Origin of the sequence: Shewanella submarina, assembly GCF_042646185.1 — a bacterium.
GTDB lineage: Bacteria > Pseudomonadota > Gammaproteobacteria > Enterobacterales > Shewanellaceae > Shewanella > Shewanella corallii.
In genome coordinates this window covers 1-22,427 of sequence record NZ_JBHRTD010000018.1, presented here as the reverse complement: position 1 = coordinate 22,427, position 22,427 = coordinate 1, and the positions used below count along the sequence as shown (strand labels likewise).

The 22,427-nt window shown below is 52.2% G+C and carries 23 protein-coding genes; 11 read left to right on the top strand and 12 right to left on the bottom strand.

Features of this window, described 5'->3' with window-relative positions:
* Positions 1-253: 253 nt before the first annotated feature.
* From ACFOE0_RS17245 to ACFOE0_RS17235, 3 genes are read right to left on the bottom strand one after another with little or no spacing between them, the layout of a single operon-like run.
* Positions 254-991: a fumarate reductase iron-sulfur subunit gene (locus ACFOE0_RS17245; RefSeq protein WP_248933839.1), complete on the bottom strand. Its 738-nt coding sequence runs from the start codon at positions 989-991 to the stop codon at positions 254-256.
* A complete protein-coding gene (locus tag ACFOE0_RS17240) occupies positions 988-2,985 on the bottom strand; it encodes a fumarate reductase flavoprotein subunit (RefSeq protein WP_248933838.1) in 1,998 nt (665 codons plus the stop codon). Before ACFOE0_RS17240 ends, ACFOE0_RS17245 begins: the two co-directional genes overlap by 4 nt.
* A gap of 59 nt (positions 2,986-3,044) precedes the next feature.
* Complete coding sequence (locus tag ACFOE0_RS17235; protein ID WP_248933837.1) at positions 3,045-3,770, bottom strand: fumarate reductase cytochrome b subunit; 726 nt, start codon at positions 3,768-3,770, stop codon at positions 3,045-3,047.
* Between the two features lie 331 nt (positions 3,771-4,101).
* Between ACFOE0_RS17235 and prmA the strand changes: the two genes are divergently transcribed.
* The 3 genes from prmA (at position 4,102) to fis (ending at position 6,426) form a co-directional block, all read left to right on the top strand.
* Positions 4,102-4,983, top strand: coding sequence for a 50S ribosomal protein L11 methyltransferase (prmA, locus tag ACFOE0_RS17230; protein WP_248933836.1), 882 nt, complete (start codon positions 4,102-4,104; stop codon positions 4,981-4,983).
* Positions 4,984-5,132: 149 nt separating this feature from the next.
* A complete protein-coding gene (gene dusB / locus ACFOE0_RS17225) occupies positions 5,133-6,128 on the top strand; it encodes a tRNA dihydrouridine synthase DusB (RefSeq protein WP_248933835.1) in 996 nt (331 codons plus the stop codon).
* Positions 6,121-6,426, top strand: a complete 306-nt coding sequence (fis, locus tag ACFOE0_RS17220) for a DNA-binding transcriptional regulator Fis (protein ID WP_011761333.1) — start codon at positions 6,121-6,123, stop codon at positions 6,424-6,426. Before dusB ends, fis begins: the two co-directional genes overlap by 8 nt.
* Positions 6,427-6,488: 62 nt before the next feature.
* Here fis and ACFOE0_RS17215 read toward each other — a convergent pair whose 3' ends face one another.
* Positions 6,489-6,725 (bottom strand): hypothetical protein, encoded by a 237-nt coding sequence (locus ACFOE0_RS17215; RefSeq protein ID WP_248933833.1) that lies wholly within the window; start codon positions 6,723-6,725, stop codon positions 6,489-6,491.
* 145 nt (positions 6,726-6,870) lie between these two features.
* On the opposite strand from ACFOE0_RS17215, the gene ACFOE0_RS17210 reads away from it, so the two are divergent.
* Positions 6,871-7,365, top strand: a complete 495-nt coding sequence (locus ACFOE0_RS17210) for an AlbA family DNA-binding domain-containing protein (protein WP_248933832.1) — start codon at positions 6,871-6,873, stop codon at positions 7,363-7,365.
* Here ACFOE0_RS17210 and ACFOE0_RS17205 read toward each other — a convergent pair.
* Positions 7,321-7,806: a hypothetical protein gene (locus ACFOE0_RS17205; protein ID WP_248933831.1), complete on the bottom strand. Its 486-nt coding sequence runs from the start codon at positions 7,804-7,806 to the stop codon at positions 7,321-7,323. The genes ACFOE0_RS17210 and ACFOE0_RS17205 overlap by 45 nt on opposite strands.
* Before the next feature lie 226 nt (positions 7,807-8,032).
* Here ACFOE0_RS17205 and ACFOE0_RS17200 point away from each other — a divergent pair, with 226 nt between their 5' ends.
* Positions 8,033-8,791, top strand: coding sequence for an outer membrane protein OmpK (locus ACFOE0_RS17200; RefSeq protein ID WP_248933830.1), 759 nt, complete (start codon positions 8,033-8,035; stop codon positions 8,789-8,791).
* A 45-nt stretch (positions 8,792-8,836) separates the two neighbouring features.
* On the opposite strand, the gene ACFOE0_RS17195 is transcribed toward ACFOE0_RS17200, so the two are convergent.
* The 6 genes from ACFOE0_RS17195 to lptM are packed head-to-tail and all read right to left on the bottom strand — an operon-like array spanning position 8,837 to position 13,396.
* Positions 8,837-9,550, bottom strand: coding sequence for an HAD-IA family hydrolase (locus ACFOE0_RS17195; RefSeq protein ID WP_248933829.1), 714 nt, complete (start codon positions 9,548-9,550; stop codon positions 8,837-8,839).
* A complete protein-coding gene (gene xerC / locus ACFOE0_RS17190; RefSeq protein ID WP_248933827.1) occupies positions 9,547-10,440 on the bottom strand; it encodes a tyrosine recombinase XerC in 894 nt (297 codons plus the stop codon). The genes ACFOE0_RS17195 and xerC overlap by 4 nt, the downstream gene beginning before the upstream one ends.
* Positions 10,441-10,451: 11 nt before the next feature.
* A complete protein-coding gene (locus ACFOE0_RS17185) occupies positions 10,452-11,057 on the bottom strand; it encodes a DUF484 family protein (protein ID WP_115138382.1) in 606 nt (201 codons plus the stop codon).
* A gap of 59 nt (positions 11,058-11,116) precedes the next feature.
* Positions 11,117-11,944: a diaminopimelate epimerase gene (gene dapF, locus ACFOE0_RS17180; protein WP_248933826.1), complete on the bottom strand. Its 828-nt coding sequence runs from the start codon at positions 11,942-11,944 to the stop codon at positions 11,117-11,119.
* A gap of 60 nt (positions 11,945-12,004) precedes the next feature.
* The gene (gene lysA / locus ACFOE0_RS17175; RefSeq protein ID WP_248933825.1) at positions 12,005-13,249 is read right to left on the bottom strand and encodes a diaminopimelate decarboxylase; all 1,245 of its coding nucleotides are present in this window, start codon (positions 13,247-13,249) and stop codon (positions 12,005-12,007) included.
* A 6-nt stretch (positions 13,250-13,255) separates the two neighbouring features.
* The gene (gene lptM / locus ACFOE0_RS23240; RefSeq protein ID WP_428848487.1) at positions 13,256-13,396 is read right to left on the bottom strand and encodes an LPS translocon maturation chaperone LptM; all 141 of its coding nucleotides are present in this window, start codon (positions 13,394-13,396) and stop codon (positions 13,256-13,258) included.
* Between the two features lie 78 nt (positions 13,397-13,474).
* Here lptM and cyaY point away from each other — a divergent pair, with 78 nt between their 5' ends.
* Positions 13,475-13,807, top strand: coding sequence for an iron donor protein CyaY (gene cyaY, locus ACFOE0_RS17170; RefSeq protein ID WP_248933824.1), 333 nt, complete (start codon positions 13,475-13,477; stop codon positions 13,805-13,807).
* Between the two features lie 65 nt (positions 13,808-13,872).
* Here the strand turns inward: cyaY and ACFOE0_RS17165 are convergent, their stop codons facing one another.
* Positions 13,873-16,368 carry a class I adenylate cyclase gene (locus ACFOE0_RS17165; protein ID WP_380712433.1) on the bottom strand — a complete coding sequence of 832 codons (2,496 nt, stop codon included), beginning with the start codon at positions 16,366-16,368 and terminating at the stop codon, positions 13,873-13,875.
* Between the two features lie 246 nt (positions 16,369-16,614).
* On the opposite strand from ACFOE0_RS17165, the gene hemC reads away from it, so the two are divergent.
* The 5 genes from hemC to ACFOE0_RS17140 form a co-directional block, all read left to right on the top strand.
* Entirely contained in the window at positions 16,615-17,547 is a 933-nt protein-coding gene (hemC, locus tag ACFOE0_RS17160; RefSeq protein ID WP_115138370.1) for a hydroxymethylbilane synthase, read from the top strand.
* A gap of 2 nt (positions 17,548-17,549) precedes the next feature.
* On the top strand, positions 17,550-18,266 hold the full coding sequence (locus tag ACFOE0_RS17155; RefSeq protein ID WP_248933823.1) for a uroporphyrinogen-III synthase: 717 nt from the start codon (positions 17,550-17,552) through the stop codon (positions 18,264-18,266).
* Between the two features lie 57 nt (positions 18,267-18,323).
* Complete coding sequence (locus ACFOE0_RS17150; RefSeq protein WP_248933822.1) at positions 18,324-19,517, top strand: uroporphyrinogen-III C-methyltransferase; 1,194 nt, start codon at positions 18,324-18,326, stop codon at positions 19,515-19,517.
* Complete coding sequence (locus ACFOE0_RS17145; protein ID WP_248933821.1) at positions 19,514-20,677, top strand: heme biosynthesis HemY N-terminal domain-containing protein; 1,164 nt, start codon at positions 19,514-19,516, stop codon at positions 20,675-20,677. The genes ACFOE0_RS17150 and ACFOE0_RS17145 overlap by 4 nt, the downstream gene beginning before the upstream one ends.
* Positions 20,678-20,980: 303 nt before the next feature.
* On the top strand, positions 20,981-22,427 hold a 1,447-nt coding region (locus tag ACFOE0_RS17140), incomplete at its 3' end, for a retention module-containing protein (protein WP_380712430.1).

Here is a 22,427-nt window from a genome sequence, read left to right as displayed (position 1 = left end):
CTGAAATTGACAAGCTGGCCATGACCAAGACCAATGACGAGTTCTTCACTGCCATGAAACGCACCAAGTCTTAATCATCTGCTTAACTGCACTGAAAGCTTGAACAGAAAGCCACTCAAACGAGTGGATTTTTATTGCCTGTATTCAGCATGTTAGTTCCATTACTCGACATAAAAAAAGCCACCGGAGACGGTGGCTTTTGAATTACGGAGTAAGAGTAATGGCTGGTTCGTTCCAGCTGGCTTTCACTTGATTAGCAAGACACCAGGGTAGCTGACATCTTGCGTCTCAAATAGGCGATCTGCTGCATATGCGGCAGGTCCTTAGGACAATTGTCCTGACAACCCAACAGCGTCATACAACCGAATACACCATCCTGGTTACCAATGACATGGTAGAAGTCATCGGCACTGCGGGCATCGCGACTGTCCAGCTCAAAGCGGGCAATCTTCATCAGGCCAACTGCACCCACGAAGGTTTCACGCATCTGCTTGGTGGCGCAGGCGGATACGCACACACCGCACTCCACGCAACGTTCCAGCTCGTAGAGTTTGGCGGCCTCTTCTGGATCCATAGGAGCTTCCAAAACATGGATATCCTGATCGTCACCACGGGGATGCAGCCACAGCTTAAGACGCTCGGCGATTTCACGCATAAACTTGCCTGTGTTCACCGACAGATCGCCAATCAACTCAAAGCCCGGCAATGGCATCAGGGTGATAGTGGCATCACTGAATTTGCTGGTCAGGGTGCGGCAAGCCAGAGTAGGCATGCCGTTAATCACCATGGCGCAGCTGCCACAGATACCGGCACGGCAAACAAAGTCGAACTGCAGCGAGCTGTCCTGCTCTTCACGCAGACGATTCAGGGCGATAAACACTGTCATTCCCGGCGTTTCATCCAGCTGATAGCTGACCATTTTCGGCTTATCACCCGGCTGTTGCGGATCAAAACGGAAAATATTGAATGTTAGGGTACGGCCCTGACTCATGAGTTTTTATCTCCAACCTGCGCTGACAATTTGTCGATCAGACGTTCGTTCTTTGGCATTAATTCTTGTGGCAGTTCAAATGGCATCAGCGCTTGCTGCTGGGTATATCTGTCTGCATGTTCACCCAGCTCCGCCAGCTTAACGGCGATTTCAGCTTCACGGGTGGCGGTATCCGGGTGTGGAATGGTGTTGTCGATACCATAGCCGCGATAGCCAGGTGGCAACTCCATCTGCATCACATCCAGATCTTCATAGTGAATTTCCGGCTCCAGCGCATTGGCATCCGGCCAACAGCACAGAGTGCGCTTCAGCCAGTCGCGGTCATTCCGTTGCGGGAAGTCTTCACGGGCGTGGGCACCCCGGCTCTCGGTACGGGCCGCTGCACCGCAGGCCACAGTCAGTGCCACTTTAATCATGCGGCGTACCCGCAGAGCTTCAACCAGCTCGGGGTTGGCATGACGCTTCTTGTTCTTAACAATCAGATTGCGGCTACGTTCCAGCAGGGCTTTCAGGCCTTCAACGGCTTTATCCAGCTCAGGACCGTTACGGAAGATGCCCACATAGTCCATCATGATTCGCTGCATTTCCTGCTTCAGTATGTACGGGCTCTCAGTGCCATGGCCGTCAATCAGAGCATCAATCTCAGTGCTCAGCTCGCCCATCGCCTGCTCAACCAGACTGGTGTCCACCACCAGATCGTTGTTCTCGCCAAAGTCAGCCACGTACTTACCTATGATCATACCGGCAACCACTGTCTCAGCCAGGGAGTTACCGCCCAGACGGTTAAAGCCGTGCATATCCCAGCAAGCCGCTTCACCTACGCTGAAAAGACCTTTCAGCTGTGGGCTTTCGCCGGTAGCGTCGGTACGGATACCGCCCATGGAGTAGTGTTGGGTTGGGCGCACAGGGATCCAATCCACAGCAGGATCAATCCCCAGGAAGTACTCACAGATCTCCTGCACTTCACGCAGGTTGGTCTCGATATGCTCGCGACCCAGCAGGGTAATATCCAGCCACAGGTGAGGGCCGTAAGGCGAGTCAACGCCTTTGCCTTTACGCATATGTTCAGTCATACGACGGGAAACCACGTCACGGCTGGCCAGCTCTTTCTTATCTGGCTCATAGTCGGGCATAAAGCGGTGACCATCGACATCACGCAACAGACCACCGTCACCACGACAACCTTCAGTGGTCAGAATGCCCACAGGCACAATGGCGGTTGGGTGGAACTGTACGGCTTCCATATTGCCCAGGGTCGCAACGCCGGTTTCCAGCGCCATCGCCTGGCCAATACCTTCACAGATAATGGCGTTGGTAGATACTTCATAGATGCGGCCATAGCCACCTGTGGCAATTGTGGTGGACTTGGCAATATAGGCGCGCAGCTCACCGGTGATCAGGCAGCGGGCGATCACACCGTGACAGCGCTTGCCGTCGTGAATGATCTTCAGGGCTTCCATACGTTCATGCACAGGAATGCCCATAGAGATAGCTTTGTTATCGACTGCATACAGCAGCGAGTGACCTGTGCCATCAGCGGTGTAGCAGGTGCGCCACTTCTTGGTACCACCAAAGTCACGGGCGTTAATCAGACCGTGTGCCGCTTCGGCTTCTTCAATGGTCACCTTCTCGGCGTTAACCACAACCTGACGGGGACCTTGAGTCACACGGGTCCAGGGCACTCCCCAGTTGGCCAGTTCGCGCACAGCTTTGGGGGCACAGTGGGCAAACATACGTGCCACCTGCTGATCACAGCCCCAGTCAGAACCTTTGACTGTATCCTGGAAATGAACGTCTTCGTTATCGCCCATCCCTTTAACTGTGTTACCCAAACTCGCCTGCATACCGCCCTGGGCAGCAGCAGAGTGAGAACGCTTGGCCGGGATCAGTGACAATACCAGAGTGTCCAGACCACGTTCTTTGGAGGCAATGGCTACCCGCAAACCTGCAAGGCCGGCACCCACCACCAATGAATCTGTATAGATAATTTTCACGCTTGTTCCTTACAACTTTCTACAGCTGCAATATCAAGTAGTTACACTTCAGCTTTGGCTCAGCTCGGTGAATATGGTGTTACCGGCAGAGTCAACTCACTGCCAATCAGCAGGTAGCACATCAGACTGGCGATACCCAGCACCATCAAATAGATCATCAGACCATGGGCAAAACGGCGCAGCTTATGACGCTGGAAAGTCAGGCCCCACTTCACCGCCACCCGGTACAGGCCAAACACAGCGTGTACCACTACTGCAGGCAGCAACAGGGCGTACAGAACCCAGGTGTTGTCGTGATATACCCGCTCAGCGCTCATATTCGGACCGATATTGGGGGCCTGGATCATCTCAAACAGGTGAACCGGAACCAGGAAGAAGAGTGCAGCGCCAGTCAGCAACTGGAAATACCAGATACGGGTGTCACTGTGGCGGATGGTATTCAGGCTGGATTGCAGCGCGCGCCACTGGCCCAACTGAGTCGGGAAACGACGCAGAGCTGTCAGTGCGTGCAATACAAAGACGGCCAGCATAAACACAGAGATGATCTGGGTGATTACCGGGAATCCTTTGCCATCCTCACTGAAAATGCTGCCTTCAAGAAAGTGCACTACATGATAAAAAGCATCTTTGCCCAGCAGAATGCTGGATTCAAAGTGCAGATGGAACAGCAGAAATACGCCCATCAGTACCCCGGTGGCGCTTTGCAACCGATCTGCCTTGGCAGACCAGTGATGACCAAGCACCCGTGGGCTGACGGGATTGGGTACATAGGTTTTGGTTGTCATTGTTAATTATTGTGTGGCCGGTATCGGCCTGTTTTGAGTAGGGGCGATTAAGATAGCAGCGACTCTGTTAGCCTTGACGCAATAATCAACAAGTTGCGACACAGATCACCGGCAGGATAGCTTTTTTCAGAGCATGATCACGCCAACCCTTGCTTCCACGGCAAGTGGCCAGACCAATTAACCAATAAATTCATTTAGTTACCTGACGCCCAATGTGCAACTCACAATTGCAGCAACGGGATGTCGACACATATTGGTCGAATATTCGCACTGCACCTCGCCTTGGGCTACAATACCGCCCCAATTTTCAACATAGCCACAGAGGCATGTCATGGCCTGGATCCAACTGCGAATTCATACCGGCAAACAGGAAGCCGAGTTGTTAAGTGATCTTTTAATGGAGCTGGGATCGGTTTCCATCACCTTTGAAGATGGTCAGGATGAACCGATTTTTGAACCTAAGCTGGGAGAAACCCCGCTGTGGACAGATACAGTGGTTATCGCCCTGTTCGATGCCAATATGGATCTGCAGCCAATAGTAGAAATGCTGAAGAACCTGCCGTACATGAGCCAGGACTTCGCCTACAAGATTGAGCAAATCGAAGACAAGGACTGGGTCCGTGAATGGATGGATGCCTTCCACCCAATCAAGTTTGGTCAGCGTCTGTGGATCTGCCCAAGCTGGCGCGAAATTCCTGACCCACAAGCCGTAAACGTGATCCTGGATCCTGGTCTGGCTTTCGGTACCGGTACCCACCCTACGACAGCCCTGTGTCTGGAATGGTTGGATGGACTGGAGCTGGCAGGCAAAGAGGTGGTCGACTTCGGTTGTGGCTCTGGCATCCTGGCAGTAGCTGCGCTGAAACTGGGCGCGGACAAAGTCACTGGTATCGATATCGACTATCAGGCCATTGATGCTTCCAAAGCCAATGCGGAGCGCAATGACGTGGCTGATCGTCTGTCTCTGTATCTGCCTCAGGACCAACCTGCTGACCTGAAAACCGAGATTCTGGTAGCCAATATTCTGGCCGGCCCACTGCGCGAACTGGCACCGCTGATCGCCGACCTGGTGCAACCGGGTGGCAAGCTGGCTCTGTCCGGCCTGCTGCGTGAACAGGCTGAAGAGATCTCCGAGTGTTATGCCCAGTGGTTTGTGATGGATGAACCTGCTCACAAAGAGGACTGGACGCGCTTGACGGGTGTACGTAAATAGTACAAACACCCTTGCATGGCGCGTCAGCGCTGACTTCTTGCCAGACAAATGTCAAGAAAAAAAGTTGCACTCAGGTCATTTATTGACCTTTTCAGGAAGTGTAAAAAGGCGTACTATAGCGCCCCTTTGAAGAGCAAGGTGAAGCAATCATGCAAATTGGACCCTATCAACTGAAGAATCAGCTGATCGTGGCACCAATGGCTGGTGTCACCGATCAAGCCTTCCGCAACCTCTGCCTTCGTTATGGCGCAGCCATGGCGGTGTCGGAAATGTTGCTGGCTAATCCGGATGTATGGGACACGGATAAAAGCCGCCTGAGACTGAGTCATTCAGGTGAGGAAGGTATTCGCTCAGTACAGATTGCCGGGGCAGATCCAGATGCCATGGCCTGGGCCGCGCGCTACAACGTAGAGCAAGGTGCCCAGATCATCGACATCAATATGGGGTGCCCGGCCAAGAAAGTGAATAAAAAGCTGGCTGGTTCAGCCCTGATGCAAAATCCCGAGCTTGTGGATCAAATCCTCAAGGCCGTGGTTGGCGCAGTGGATGTACCGGTTACGCTCAAAATTCGCACGGGTTGGGATCCGGACCACAGGAATGGTGTCCAGATCGCCCGGATAGCCGAAGATAGTGGCATTGCCTCGTTGGCCGTTCACGGCCGTACCAGACAGTGCATGTACAAAGGCGATGCCGAGTACGACACCATTAAAGCTATAAAACAAAGCGTCTCAATACCCGTGGTCGCTAATGGGGATATCACCACGCCGGAGAAGGCACGTTATGTGCTGGACTACACCGGAGTGGATGCCCTGATGATCGGCCGGGGAGCTCAGGGACGCCCCTGGTTATTCAGAGAAATACAACATTATCTGGATACCGGGGAAAAGCTGCCGCCCGTGACGGTGGAGGAAAAGCGTCAAGTGATGCTTGACCACCTTACCAAGCTGTATGCCCTGTATGGGGAGTTTAAAGGCGTGCGATTCGCCCGCAAACATATCGGCTGGTACCTGGACCAGGACGCACAACGGGATTTCAGAGCCCAGTTTAACAAGCTGGAATCCGCGGCGGAGCAATATTCCCTTGTGGAATATTATTTTGATGAATTGATTTCAGAATTAGACAAAGAGCAGATTACGAATGTTTGATCAGACAACTCACACAGAAGCCCATCCGCTTACCGTAGGCAAAATTGAAACTGCTAACGGCACCATTAAGCCTCAGTTGCTGCGCGACGCTGTAAAGCGCGCTGTAAGCAACTTCTTCGCTCAGTTGGACGGTCAGGAAGCACAGGAAGTTTACGAGATGGTGCTTTGCGAAGTTGAAGCTCCACTGCTGGACATCATCATGCAGCACACTCGCGGTAACCAAACCCGCGCAGCCAACATGCTGGGTATCAACCGTGGTACTCTGCGCAAGAAGCTGAAAAAGTACGGCATGAACTAATCAAGTATTCTTAATGCTTTGATTCAAAAGGGCTCGTTAAGTAATTAACGGGCCCTTTTTCTTTAGGCAGCATCCACATCTGTCCATTTGATAATGGCGCGTACATTCATCAGGGCGAAAACCATATTGGCGACCCACATGGCACTGCTGCCGGACATTACGCCCACCACTATCCAGCACAGATTGCCGAATATCATCACCACAAAGCCGCTGCGGCTCTTGTTGCCGATCAGCCAGATAGCGATAAAGGTGAGCAGCATCGCCAACCAATCCACCCCCAGATAAACCCAGAAGTCCATCAAGCCGCTCCTTTGCCTGTTGCTGTAACGAATTTATCCAAGCTATCAAGACTTTCATCGAATGACGACTGCCAGACAGTAGAATATGGCAATTGTATCGGCGCCGTGCTACATCTGAAGAGTCCCTCTTTTCCCGGGTGCAGGTATGCAGTATCAAACCTTTGTGTTGGACGACATGTCCAGTTTGGCCGAATCGGTGCAGGTTGAATTTAAGCTGGCCGCCGGTCGCGATGGACTGGGAAAAGTGCCCGAGGATATGTGGGAGAGTTACAGCGCCTTCGCCAATACCATTGGCGGCGAAATCATTCTTGGCGTACGGGAAGAGCAAGGCGTGTTTACTCTGGAAGGTATCCCTCAGCCGGACCCTATGATTGAGTATCTGTGGCAACACCTGAACGACAAATCCAAAGTCAGTATCAACATACTTCAGCCAACGGATATTCAACTTATTCGACTTGTCGATAAACATGTCATTCGTATCCGGGTCCCCCAGGCGGAGATTCATCAAAGGCCTGTGTTTATTGGTACCGATGCCTACAGTGGCTGCTACCTGAGAGTGGATGAAGCCGATATGCATGCCAGCCGGCGTCAGGTATCACAGATGATGCGCCGGGCAAGGGAGGCTCTCTCTGGGCAATAGATCAAACCAGGGACGGGATATCACAGCCTCTTCAATCGCACTTAAATATTCAGGGTTTTCGCAAATACCTGACTCAATCCAGGCGGAGATCCAATCATCGGGTTGAGCGATCAAGCCACCTCCTGCTGACGGGTAAGCCTGCTGACTTAGCGTCAGATTATGCCTGCTGAATGTCAGCTGCGCAGATTGCATATAGGCTGAGTGCGGCCAGGCCCAACTCGCACCATAAGTAAGCAACCACTCACAGCCAACCTCTTCTGAAACAGGCGTCAGGATAATCTGCCTGAATTTTAATCCGGCCATCAGACTCTCGGTAAAATCAGGCCTGACATCTCCCTGTTTAGCCACACAGATCTGTGGCAGTGGTACCACCTTGTCAGATGTGGACTGGCAGCCCACTAATACCAAACAGATCAACATGCTTATCAGCAACCTATCCATTGCCGCCTCTCCCCCTCAAGCACCAGCTTTAAGCATAGGCGACCAAAGAGAAATTGGGATTGTTCCGAAATGACTATTCAGCATTGCATTCACAGAACAAACAACGGGTTAAAATATTGACCGGGATCGCAACATCATATCTGCCAAGCTTTATAGTGACCCCGCTTTTCATAACCCCAGGCTTTCCGTAAATCGGAGAGCAAAAACAATAAGATGAGAGTGCCCGATGAACACAAAAGCTATACTCTGCTCTGCCCTGCTGCTGTCTGCACCTGCTGCCCAAAGCGAAGAACTGATCCAGTGGTGGGATGTGAGCGTTACCGCCCTGTATGGCCAAAACTATGACCTGGCCCCCAGCCATGATCAGACCGGACTGACCTTTGAAACGGCCGGTGGCTGGAAGTACGGTGACTGGTTTGCGTTCCAGGATGTCACTTTCTTCAATGGCAACAACGGTGGTGTAGATGACTCCACCTATGGTGAAATCACCACCCGCTTCAGCATGGGCAAGATATTCGGTATGCAGGCCATGGGCCCGGTTTCAGACCTGTCGCTGGCACTGTCTCTGGAAGAGGGCAAGGGTGATGTAGAAACTCTGCTGTATGGTCTGGGTATGGACCTGGATGTTCCCGGCTTTACCTACCTGAACCTGAACACTTATCGTCGTCACGCACTTAACAGCAGCGGCAATATCACTGATGGCTGGCAGCTGTCTCCCTCTTTCCGTATCGACATCCCAGTTGGCAGCAGTAAGCTGATCATCGATGGCTATATCGACTGGGTTTTCGCTACCGATGATGACGCCTTTGAGCCTCACTTCCACTTCAACCCGCAAATCAAATACGATCTGGGCCAGTTGCTGATGGGCGACGCCAAAGCCAACAAATTCCTGGTCGGTATCGAATATGATTTCTGGGAAAACAAATACGGTGTCGATGGTATCCAGCAGAATACCTTCTCTGTGATTGCCAAGTACCACTTCTGATAAAGACACAGAAGTAAAAAGGCCCCGAAACCATTCGGGGCCTTTTTATATCTGAGTCAACTCACTCAGTTGATTCAGTTCAAGGTGGGGCAAACTGCCCGCTCCCGGTATAGAAGGCTCGGCACCGACGCCAGGGTTCAACCAGGCGGAACAGCAGCCTGCGCGGCGAGCGCCCTGCACATCAGACGACCAGCTGTCTCCCACATGCAATATATCAGCAGGAGTAACAGCCAATCGCTCACAGGCCTGATCAAACATGTCGCCCCAGGGTTTCATTCTCACCCCCTGTCCCGGGTGCAACACAAATCGCATCAGTTCACCCAAGCCTATTTTGTCGGCATCGACATTGCCATTGGTGATGCCAACCAGAACATACTTCTCATCCAGTTGTGCCAGCAACGCCAGAGTATCTTCAGGTACGCTGAAGTCACTGCGATAGTGTAAAAAGCACTCCATCGCCTGGGCCACTTCCCGCTTTACCTGATCCGGTGAATATCCCCATAGAATCAACGCCCGGGTCAACACTGCCTCGCGACAAGCGCCGGTGTCATGCAGCAGTGCCGGATTAGCCCTGACCACCAGACGTTTGCAAGCCAGCCAATCGGAGTCGCTCCATTCATGTGCAGCATTAAAGCGGCTGCACAAATGGTCATTCAATTTGGCTCTGGCGGTGTGGATAATAGGTCGGTTGTCATATAGTGTGTCGTCCAGATCAAAGGACAACACACTGACTTTGCCCGGCCGCAAATAGATCTTCATTTGTTTCCTTTTCTGGCTCTTGGGTGAGCCCCGTCGTATACCTTGGCCAAATGACCAAAGTCCAGACTGGTATAAATCTGTGTGGTCGCCAGATTGGCGTGTCCCAATAGCTCCTGAACCGCCCGTAAATCGCCGCTGGACTCCAGCATATGGGTGGCAAATGAGTGTCTCAGTTTATGGGGATGGACCCGACCACTGCTGCCCTGTTCAACACCCCATCTGGCCAGCCTGGATTGAATGCTGCGGTGGGATAAACGAGCGCCGGTTTTGGCGAGGAACAGCGCATTGTCTTGACAGGGAAATGTCCCACGGATCTTGAGCCAATCCTGCAGCGCGGCGATGGCTTTACTGCCCACAGGCACAATACGCTCTTTACTGCCTTTACCCATGACTCTGACTTCCCGGGTCGAAAAGTCGATATCCCCGGTATCCAATGCCGCCAGCTCAGCCAATCGCAAACCTGAAGAGTAAAACAACTCCATCATGGCTTTATCTCTGAGCAGCAGCGGGTCGTCACCATCCATACTCAAAAGTGCGCTGACACCATCGGCGTCCATATTCTTGGGCAGAGGTTTATTTTGTTTGGGAGCTTTGAGTGTTCTGGCCGGATTGGCTTCGACGACCTTTTCCCGCCGCAGAAACTCGTAAAACTGCTTGATTGCGGACACAGACAAGGCAATGGAGCGGGGGCTCAACCCCTGCCGATGCAGTTTGGCCAAAATGCCCTGCAGTTCATCCCGGTCAGCGCTGAGCAGGCTCAGTTCCGGCTTAAGCAGTTTGATACGTTGTAATTCGTAGAGATAGTTACGACAGGTGAGTGGCGACAGTTGCCGCTCAGATGCGAGAAAATTGCTAAAGCGTTCCAGCCACAGGCTGTCTTTGTCTGTCATGGCTTACCCTGTCAGAGTTTAGGTAACAGGTGATCCAGCATCAGTCTCAGTTGGTCCATCAACATATGATCCATCTCTGGATGGAAATGACTGCCGTCGTGGCTGGCAATGGCAAAGATAACCCGGCCACACTCTTCTGATAAGCGGGTCAGAGCCACGGAGCCAATTTCAGCGCCGAACAATCGCTGCGACTCCGACTGAGTCAATCGACCGAAGTAGTAACCTGTATCCAGCCGTTTTTTCCAGATATCGGCCAGCGCGCTGTCGAGGTCATGCACTGTGATTAAGCGAACATGGCTGAAACCATATTGAGTCTGGAGCCGGGTCGACAGCAGTTGCCGCAGCTCACCCATATCTTCACAGTCCAGCAATTCACTGGAAAGTTCGCAATTAAATCGGAATATCTTTTCGTTACGGGAAGCCATCGACAGCAGGTGAGTGATCTCCTCTTCCAACTGACTGACTCTGGCCCTGAGCATCTCCTGGCGACGCTCAACCAGAGACACTGCACCCCGCTCTGCATGTGGCAACCTGAGAGCCAGCAGCAGCTCAGGATGACGCTGAAAGAAGTCAGGATTATCGAGCAGATACTCACGGATTATCTGCTCATCCAGCATGGCCACATCGGCCTCGATATCGGAAGTCACAACCTGACTGGCAGGCTGAATGGTGTCACTCATAACTGAAATTGTCCGTCAAATACCTGCTCTGCAGGCCCTGTCATCCATAAAGGTTTACCTTCGCCTTCCCAACTGATGGAAAGGCTGCCACCGGGTAAGTCTACCTGAACCTGCTGTCCAAGTTTACCCTGCAATTGGCCTACAACTACGGCAGCGCAGGCACCACTGCCACAAGCCAGGGTTTCTGCAGCGCCCCTTTCGTACACTCTCAGTTTAATATGATCTTTGCTGAGTATCTGCATAAAGCCAACATTCACCCCTTTGGGGAAACGTTCATGGCGGGTCAACTGACGGCCAATGCCATCGACATCAGCCTCATCGACATTATCCACATCCATCACGCAGTGAGGATTCCCCATGGAGACAGCGCCACACAGGAACGCCTGTTGTCCTGCCTGCAGCAGGTAAGTCTTTTCAGGTTTCTTGGCTTTGAAAGGAATTTGCGAAGGTTCCAGCACAGGAACGCCCATATTAACCGTGACATTACCATCACGCTCAATTCGCAGCGTCATCTTGCCATTGGCGGTGCTAACTCGGATTTTATGCTTGTTGGTCAGTCCTTTATTACGTACAAAGCGAGCAAAACAGCGGGCGCCATTACCGCACTGCTCTACTTCGCTGCCATCGGCATTGAAGATACGATAATGGAAATCCAGATCAGGATCATAGGGTGGCTCTACCAGCAGTAACTGATCAAAGCCGATACCAAAATTTCTGTCAGCCAGACGCTTGATCTGCTCGGGCGAAAAAAACACATTCTGTGTTACGCCATCGACCACCATAAAGTCATTGCCCAGACCGTGCATCTTAGTGAAATGGATCAAAAGAAGGTTCCTTTCGCGACGCCCGCAGGCGTCGGCTAACTCATTAACTTAATTGTCAGTTTACGGCAGCAGGTGCTCACCTTGCCAGAGCTGGACTAATTTTTCCCGCTCGCGCACCAGATAATGTTTGTCGCCGTCCACCATGACTTCTGCCACCCGGGGACGGGAATTGTAGTTGGATGCCATAGTAAAACCGTAAGCTCCGGCACTGCGTACTGCAAGCAGATCGCCCGCCTGCACATTCAACTGACGGTTTTTACCCAGGAAGTCGCCGGTTTCACACACAGGACCAACAATATCAAACGCCCGGGTTTCACCGGCCCGTGGTGACACGGGAATAATCTTCTGCCAGGCACTGTAGAGGGACGGCCTGATCAGATCATTCATGGCACCGTCGACAATGGCAAAGTTCTTGTCACTGTTCTCTTTGAGATAAAGCACCTGGGTCACAAAGAGTCCGGCATTGGCAGCAATGGCACGGCCCGGCTCAAAAATCAGCGTCAGCTGGCGACCTTCAAATTTAGTCAGCAGGGCTTTGGCATAATCATCAGGATGAGGAGGAGTCTCTTCGTCGTAGGTCACCCCCAGGCCGCCACCCACATCAAAGTGCTCAATCACCACGCCCTGCTCTGCCAGCGTATCGATAAGAGCCAACAGGCGATCTACGGCATCCAAAAATGGGTTCAGCTCTGTCAGCTGAGATCCGATATGGCAATCCACACCTTTGACCTTCAAATGAGGCAAAGCGTGAGCACGCAGGAACAGGCCTTCAGCCTCCTCCATGGCAATACCGAACTTATTCTCCTTCAGTCCGGTAGAGATATAAGGGTGAGTTCCTGCATCAACGTCCGGATTAATACGCAGGGAGATAGGTGCTTGCATATCCAGCTCACCGGCCACCTCATTCAGGGTTTCCAGTTCAGCCGCAGACTCGACATTGAAGCAGTGAATCCCCGCTCGCAGCGCCTGAGCCATCTCATCCCGGGTTTTACCCACACCGGAAAACACCACTTTGGCAGGATCACCTCCAGCCTCCAGCACCCTGGCCAGCTCACCGCCTGAAACGATATCAAAACCGCTGCCGAGTCTGGCCAGCACATTTAATACCGCCAGATTGGAGTTGGCTTTCACCGCATAACAGATCATATGAGGAACAGAGCCCACTGCTTTATCAAACGCGTGCCAATGACGCTCCAGTGTGGCTCTCGAATACAGATATAAAGGGGTGCCATATTGAGCAGCGATATCCGCTATCTGGCAATCCTCGGCGCAGAGTACATCATCCTTATAGAGAAAGTGATCCAACTTAATTTATTCCTTTGAATTTTGTTCTGTTTGCTCCACCTTGCCTGCCTGATTGTCCTGCATGGCAGGGGCTTTATACAGAGGGCCTTTCTGACCACATCCGACGCTCACTAAACTAGCAAGTAATACCAGTAAAAACAGTCTCATTTTTCTCAACATCTGTGCTTCTGTGGGCAATGGACTTATAATCGCATCCATCAGCGAGAAAGCAAAGGACAGTTACACATGGCTATGACAGATACCGAGTTTCATCAATTAGCCGATGAGATGTTCAATACCATTGAGACGGCTATTGAAAACGCTATTGATGAGCAGGATGCAGACGTGGATATAGACGCCAGTGGTGGTGTGCTCCAGCTGGAATTTGATGACGGCTCCAAAATCGTAATCAACAAGCAGGAACCCCTGCATCAGATCTGGGTTGCGACCAAGTTTGGTGGCTACCACTTCTCATTTGAAAATGGTCAATGGCTGGATATGCGCACCAATGCCGGCGAGTTTATGCCGTTTGTGCAGCAGTCAATCGCCCGCCAAAGCGGGATTCAGGTGAACTTCTGATACTCCCTGTTACTGACCCAAAGCAGCCAGATGGCTGCTTTTTTGTTGCCGATACAGCGGTTCACTCAAAACTCCCTGTTCAGCTCGCGACTGGCGATACCAAATGGTGACAGTGTCAGCTCGCCATTGACCCGTTCAAGCCGGAAAAACTGCGGCATATTGAACCTGATACCCGGTGAGTGTTGAGCTCCAAATACAAACTGGTGGCTGATGCGCTTTACCATGGCGCCAATTTCAGAATTCTTCTGCACAAAGTGCTGCTGGCCATTGTCTTCGTCCAGCACAAACACATCCAGGTCCTGGCCATCCTGTCGCAGAAAATACTGAGTCACGCCTTTGGTGGCATAGTGCTGAATCGCTTCAGGCAAGGTCGCCAGTGGCTCATCCGGCAGCGCAGGACGGGGGAGAGACACCACATGACCTTTCACCAGTTGCTGGAACAGCGACTTGGTATCACTGAGGTCCTGCCACACCAGTCCGGTCGTACTGTAGAAAAGCCCATACTGCTCTTTGCCAATCTGGACAGGTTGCATCATGGTTGTTGCCGTTTTGCCGTGATGACTCAATCTGGCATTTTGGCGCAGGAAGTTGAGTACGGTTTGGCTCAACTGGGCAGTCAAACGCTGGGAGTGAGACAATACATCCAGTTTCACTTCCTCCTTCGAGCGTTTTAGCCCGGGAGCCACATAAACCAGCGCCTGCAGCAGGGCCTTATCCCCCTGATAATGGTGAATATGGAACTCCCCCCAGTTATTGATTGAGAGAATATCCACCCCTGCCAACATGTTGCGCTTATCCTGACCAAGAGACAGTACATTGGCATTGAGGCGGTCCACCATCATCTCCTGCCCCTGCCATTGACCTGTGGGGTCCTGCTCCAGATTCAACAAGAACAGTACCTGTCTGAAATACCAGGGATTACAGAGATCCTGCTTGGAAACTTTGATCTCATTGCGTGGCAACAACGGCAAAATTTGCCGACACAGGCTTTGCAGTCGCCGATCAGGGATCAGGTCATCACCTCTGTCACGGAACCAGGCGGTCTGCGCCGTGGCCACACCATTGATACAGGCCCAGGCCAATACCGCCGCCAGAGTATCCCCCTGAAACAGCAGCTCCCCTTCGGTATCTCCATCATGCTGCATTCTCACCAACAGAAACTGATGCTCATGGATGATTCTCAGCCTCTGCTCGGCAACACCACAGCTCCACAATAGATTGAGCCGCACCAGCTGATCACTGTCACCACTGAAGTAGGTGTGCAGTTTACGGGTCAACATCCCCAGCTCATCTATCCGCATGTCGCTGTTAAGTTGACGGGAAGCAGCGAATTTGAGCAGGGTCTGATAACTGCGGATCATCAGTTCATTCAACTGTCGGTTGAACCACAATAACTGCCCCGCATGCCAGTTCTCGCTGGCATCCAACCGCTGCAACAACTCCTCATCCCAGCCCCAGGCTTCGACCATACTTCTGAGTTTATAGAAACGCCAGTCGATGCTTTGTTCGCGGGCTGTCAAACGCACACCACACTTGAGATAAAAACAGCGCCTAACCAGCTCCAAACGTCTGTCATCTCCCAGTTTGGTCAGGTAGCTTTCAATTAGTTCGTAGAGGATGCAATAAGGATCATTACCGGCAGAGAAATCCCCTTCACAGGTGCGCTTCCAAAGCAGATCTGTCAGCAGCTCCTGATGAGCCTCTCCTGAGGCATAGGCTTCGAGCAGGACCACCTTAAGCAAAGCTTTATGAGGAGCGCCCAGACCTTTATACAGCTGCCACAATGCTGCCCCCAGGTACTCCCCGGCCAGCTGCTGGTGCACATCTCCCAGCAGCAACAGGTCAGGTGCAGCCTGAGCACCAGGCCACCAGGCGACGGTTTTACCCGCCAGGCAGATATGACTGCGGTAGAACTCTTCCAGCAATAGCCAGCGCTGAGCAGTACCACTGTGCTCATGCCCCATCGCTCTGTCCGGGGCATCATCGTCCAGCTTCGACGTAAATTGCCGCGGGTGAACCAGATAAAAGTTGGCTTCAAGCTGATACTGCATTAGCCACTGACCGATGAGATCGGCTTTTTCACGCAGCTGCTGCAGCTCATAGGGGCCCAGCTCGGGGTGATGCACCAACCATACGTCCAGGTCACTGAAACGGTTCTGGCCAAAGCTGCCACTACTGCCCATGGTGTAGATGCCTTCAATGGCAGGCAAACCAGATGGTGACTCCGGCTCAGGCAGTCCAAGGCTTTTGAGGGTTTCCAGTACTCTGGGAGAAATGTGGTAATCAAAGATACCGCTGGGAGCAAAGGGGCCGTTGTAACCCGGCAGCCCACGGGCATGACAATGAAACAGAGTGGGAATTAATTTCAGCAGCTGACGTTTGAGTGGAGACAACAAGGCCTGTGCCCGGGCAAGCCGTACCTGATTCAGGCGAGCAGCCAGATCCCGGCTACGGGACAGTTTGTCATTGCGACTTCCCGGCAAGGCTTCAATAAACACACCCTCCCCGACACCTGAGTTGTCAGGCGCTGATATGCCGTCAATTAACCTACCGTTTTCCAAATTAATTTCCCGAGAAAAACAACAAGGTCGATGCTATCAGCTTAGCGGTCCGACACAATAGAACGAGATCAAGATCACACTAATTAGCGAGCTATAAGCTGTAAAAAGCAACGTCTCGCTGAAAAATGAAGCGATATTTACGGATAACGACAGGGACAGACTTCAAAGATCCTGCAACCATGACTTTCATCACGGGAGATTAGTGTTTAGCATGTCCGAAATTAAGATCTCAGATGGATTTAGAGCATGTCCCAAAACCTGATTCGTATCGCTACACGCAAGAGCCCACTGGCTATGTGGCAGGCAGAGTTTGTCAAAGCCGAACTGGAACGTATTCACCCTGGCCTGGTAGTTGAATTGCTGCCAATGAGCACCAAAGGTGACATCATCCTGGACACTCCTTTGGCCAAAGTAGGTGGTAAGGGCCTGTTCGTAAAAGAGCTGGAAGTTGCCATGTTGGCCGGTGAAGCAGATATCGCTGTTCACTCCATGAAGGATGTTCCTGTTGAGTTCCCTGAAGGTCTGGGCCTGGAAGTTATCTGTGAGCGTGAAGATCCTCGCGACGCTTTCGTTTCCAACACCTACAAGTCCATCGATGAACTGCCTGAAGGTGCTGTTGTAGGCACATCAAGCCTGCGCCGTCAGTGCCAAATCCGAGCAGCCCGTCCAGATCTGGTTATTAAAGATCTGCGTGGTAACGTGGGAACCCGTCTGGGTAAACTGGACGCCGGTGAGTACGATGCCATCATCCTGGCCGCCGCAGGTCTTATCCGTCTGGAACTGAATGAGCGTATCGCCAGCTTTATCAGCGAAGAAGAGTCTCTGCCGGCAAACGGTCAGGGCGCTGTAGGTATTGAGTGCCGCACTGATGATGAAAGAGTAAAAGCTCTGCTGGCACCACTGGAGCACAAAGAAACCCGCCACCGTGTACTGGCAGAACGCGCCATGAACACTCGCTTGGAAGGCGGCTGTCAGGTGCCTATCGGTGCTTTTGCTACGCTTGAAGGTGACACCCTGCACCTGCGTGGTCTGGTAGGCAACCCGGATGGCAGCGAGATCATTCGTGGTGAAGTTACCGGTTCAAGTGCTGATTTTGAACAACTGGGTATCTCTCTGGCAGAGGAATTGCTGTCAAAGGGTGCCAAGACCATTCTGGATGCCGTTTACAACAAGGCGTAACCATGAAGGTACTGCTGACGCGCCCCGAGGGGCGCAATCAGACTATGTCCACCGCGCTGTCTGAGCGCGGTACTCCCCATTTAGTGACGCCCCTGCTTGGCGTTGAAGCCACTCCCCCCTCCCGCTCTACCGATGACATCCTCAGCGCCGACATCATTATTTTTGTCAGCACCAATGCCGTGAACTTTGGCACTCAGGCTCTGGATCAGTCCTGGCCTGCCCACATACAGTACTTTGCTGTGGGAAAAGCCACCTGGGAAAGTTTTGCTGCTGCCGGAATTTCCGGCGTCAGAGCCGCAGATGACAATCAGCAAACCGAAGGCTTACTGGAGCTGGACGCATTGCAGCATGTCGATGGAAAGAAAGTTGTTATTGTGCGGGGAAATGGTGGCCGGGAACTGCTGGCACAAACCCTGACATCCCGTGGCGCCACTGTCGAATTCTGGGAAGTATATCGCCGCACCTGTCCGGATTATGATGCCGCTAAAGTATGCCGCGAGTGGCAAGAGTTCGGTATTGATACCATAGTAATAACCAGCCCTGACATGCTGGAAAACCTTATCACACTGGTACCAAAAGAATTATTTCCATGGCTGAGCGCATGTCATATCATAGTACCCAGTAGCCGGGCCGAAGCGCAGGCCATCGCCAGGGGATTGACCCATGTCACCAACGCCGGTGCCGCACATGCGGAGGCCATGCTGGCAGCTCTGAAATGACATACCCTTGATGGCATAGCGCACGGTCGTTGCATTTTCGCCATCAAGGACTGTTTCATGGACAACAAACCGCCCAAGTCCCAGGAAGCTGAAAACAATCAGCAAGAGCCTGTAGAATCGATCACCCGGGACATTCCCCCTGAAACACCCACTGAACCGGAAACTCCGGAGCCAGTGGTCACTCCCCAACCTGCAGTCAATGAATCCACTGCCACGGCACCTGCAGCGCCTCGTCGCTGGGGATTAGCCTTATTGGCACTATTGGGACTTCTGCTGAGCCTGCTGGCTCTGGCCGGAGGTCTGTATCTGTACGACCAGTTCAACAAACAAAACCTGCGACTGACTGAACAGTTAGCTCAGCAGGACAAAGCCATGCAACAGGCGTTGGCAGGTCCTCAATCTCAGTTGGCGACGTTAAGCCAACAGCAGCGACAAACCGCTGCGGAACTGGCACAACTGGAATCTCTCCCGGAGCAACACAGAGAACTGAGTGAGCGCCTGACCTCGTTGGCGAAACGAAATCCAAACCATTGGCAGGCAGCAGAAGCCAACTATCTGGTGACCATGGCAGGCCGCAAACTTTGGCTGGAGCAGGACTCCCTGACTGCAGCGGGACTGCTGGAGGCGGCCGATCAGCGTATTGCCGCCATGAAAGATCCCTCTTTGCTGCCACTGCGTAAAGCGCTGGCAAAGGACATTGCCGCCGTAAAAGCGATTAAGCAGGCTGATATTGCCGGAACCGCTTTCACCCTGGATGAGATCATCAATAACCTGGACACGCTGCCGCTGAACCGTGCAGACGCTCAGGCCGGGCTCATTCCTCAAGAGCAAAATAATGAGCTGTCGGATTCGGTTTCTGACTGGCAAGCCAATCTCTACAAAACCTGGCAGGCATTGCTGGATGACTTTATCGTTATTCGTACAAGGACAACTGATACCGCACCTTTGCTGACACCTGAACAACAGTGGTATCTGGTTGAGAATATCCGCAGCAAGCTGCTGCAGGCACAGCTGGCTCTGTATCGGGGCGATGAAGTGAACTACCGCAGCTCACTGAAAATGGCCCATAACTGGCTGTATCAGTATTACGACCTGTCCTCTCCAGAAGTCGAATCAACCCTGGAAGTACTGAAAGTAATGGAGACGCTGAAGCTGTCACCCGTCACCCTCAATCGTTTTGCATCTTCATCTCTGCTGAAACAATTGACTGAGCAGGGTGAACTGCAATCGGCAGAGGGAGAGTCTCTATGATCAGGGCGCTGGCTTTTCTTATCATTATTCTATTGGGTCTGTGTTTAAGCCCATTTATGGTGGGCAATACTGGCTATGTCTATGTTGCGATTGCGGATAAACAGATTGAGACCAGTCTGGTGTTTGCCACATTCCTGCTGGTATTGGCTTTCGGTCTGCTGCAATTGGTCGAATGGCTGCTGATCCGCCTGCTCACCCTGATGATAAACAGTCGCCTGTTACCCGAGCGCTGGCGCCGTAATGCTGCCCGTAAAAACACCCTGCTGGGCGCACTGGCACTGGCTGAGGAGAACTGGCAACAGGCTGAAGTTTCAATGGCCAAAGGCGCCCAAAAAGGTGAACTGCCGGCACTGAATCTGCTTGCGGCGGCCCGCGCGGCCCAGCATCAGCAAAATTACGAGCAGCGGGATCTTTACCTCACTGAAGCCGAAACCTACCCTCAGGCACAGCAAGCTGTGCGTACCAGCCGGGTGCGCTATTTAATGCAGCAACAGGCCTGGGACGAAGCGACCCGCGAGCTGGATAAGCTACACCCTGGACCACGCAGCAGTGTTCCGGTACTTAAGTTGGCACTTGAGCTATACCGCCACGAAAAAAGCTGGGGAGAGCTACTGAAACTCATCCCTGTACTGAAGAAAAAACAGATATCCACACCTGAAGAGTTAGCTGCACTGGAGCACACTGTTCACACTCATCGACTGGAGAATGCCAGTGAGGCCGGGCTGCCACAACTGGAACTGACATGGGGTGACGTGCCACGGACACAACAGGACACAGATCTGTTAGCGCTTTATTGTCGGGGACTTGCAAAGTTCAATCAGGATGAGAAAGCGATCAAGCTGTTACTCAAATCTCTGAAAAAACACCTGCATCCGGAGCTGATAGTCACCCTGGCGGAGATAGCGCCAACCGACAACGACAGCGCCCTCAAGTTTCTTTCAGGTATCGCCGTAGCAGAAGAAAATAACGCCGCTTACCAGGAAGCCATGGCCAAATTGAATCAACGTCGTCGGGAGTTCAAACAGGCAAAATTGCATTGGCAACGTGTATGTGAATTGGCTCCAAACCGTCAATCATGGTTGGCTTTAGGTGAGCTTCAGCAGCAATTGGGAGACAACATTACCGCCCTGAACAGCTTTCACAAGGCTGCAAAAATGTGAATAATCAGCTGTTTGGGTAGATATTGTATGATCTCTGCCCAAACAGAAAATCAAACAAAATTCTGACGCCGACCACACTATACGAATCAATCGTCTAATAATTACCCAAAAAGTAATATTACAATCCAGAACAAGCTTACCAAACCACATAAACCAACATAAAAACACTTATCAAACAATACTTTAACCCACGTCAATAAATTGACCCCACAGCTTGCAACAAAATACCATTAGATGCTTGGTTGGGCATCGCCCAACCCGAATCAGAAAAACGGACTTTTTGAGGCTGTTGGGAGCAATAAAATGGGAACTTACACCACACCTAAAGCAGGTCAACTGACATATGTAAACGGAAGCATATCCGTTGATACCGGAGAACTTGAACTCCAACTGCAGTCTGGTGAAAGGTTTGAACAGGGCAGCATCCTGCTGATCGACGACAATGCTGAATTTGAAATCCTGTTCGACGACGGCAGCACGCTGTCCAATGAAACAGCGTCTTTCACTCCGGATACTCCCATAGAAGAAGACGATGCCTTACTGGCAGAAATCGATGCCCTTCAGCAACAAATCCTTGATGGTGATGATCCAACAGAAGGCTTGCCGGAAACTGCTGCCGGAACGGGAGGCAATCAGGGCCACGCTGGATTCAGCAATATTGATCGCAGCGGCGGAGAAACTCTCGGCAGTGCCGGCTATGACTCAAATGCCACCAACGTCGGCTTCCAGGGCGGTAACGGTGAAGAAGAGTTCCTGACATCATTTATTGAATCTCTTACACTGGATCTGTCTGCTCCAGACAACAGCTCGGACAACACACCAGTCATCACAGGTACGACCAACGCCGCGCCGGGAAGCACGGTGACTATCGTCGTGACAGACTCAGAGGGGAATCAGCAAACCATCTCTGCAATCGTTCAACCTGACGGTTCATTCAGTGCCGAGGTAACTGAGCCGTTACCCGATGGCAGCTATGACGTCGACGGTACAGTGATCGACAGCAATAACAACACAGCCAACGATTCAGACGTCGGAGATGTGGATACAACAGCCCCAGCGGTATCTGTCGCAATCACCAATGATCAGAACAATGATGGTTACATCAATGAAGCTGAACTTGGCGACAGTGTTAGCTTCGTCGTCTCTCTGGGCCAGGGTACAGCCATAGGCGACACTCTGGTCGTTACCGATCAGAATGGCCAGGTTATCTTTGAAGGTCCTGTTACCCAGGAGATGCTGGATAACGGCCTTGAGTTGTCCACTCCAGCTCCGGAAAACGGCGCCAGCCTGGAGATCACTGCCACAGTGACTGATCCAGCTGGTAACAGCGCGACAGGTTCTGACAGCGCCATTCTGGATTACGGCAATGGCGACGGTGCCCCACTGGCACCAACCGTTGTCATCACCGAAGATAGCAACAACGACGGTTACATCAATGAGTCCGAGCTCGACGGTGAGGTGAACTTTACCATTACTTTGGGCGATGGCACTGCTGTGGGTGACACACTTGTTGTTACTGACAACCAGGGCAACGAGTTGTTCAATGGCCCGGTCACTCAGGAGATGCTGGATAACGGCCTACAACTGTCTACCACCGCCCCGGATACCGGTACCAATCTGCAAATAACTGCAACAGTCACAGACCCAGCAGGCAACACAGCCTCAGGCTCTGACAATGCCATACTGGACACTACCGCACCGGAAGCCAGCATTGATCTCAATCCTATCGTGGTCGGTGATGACAACGTCA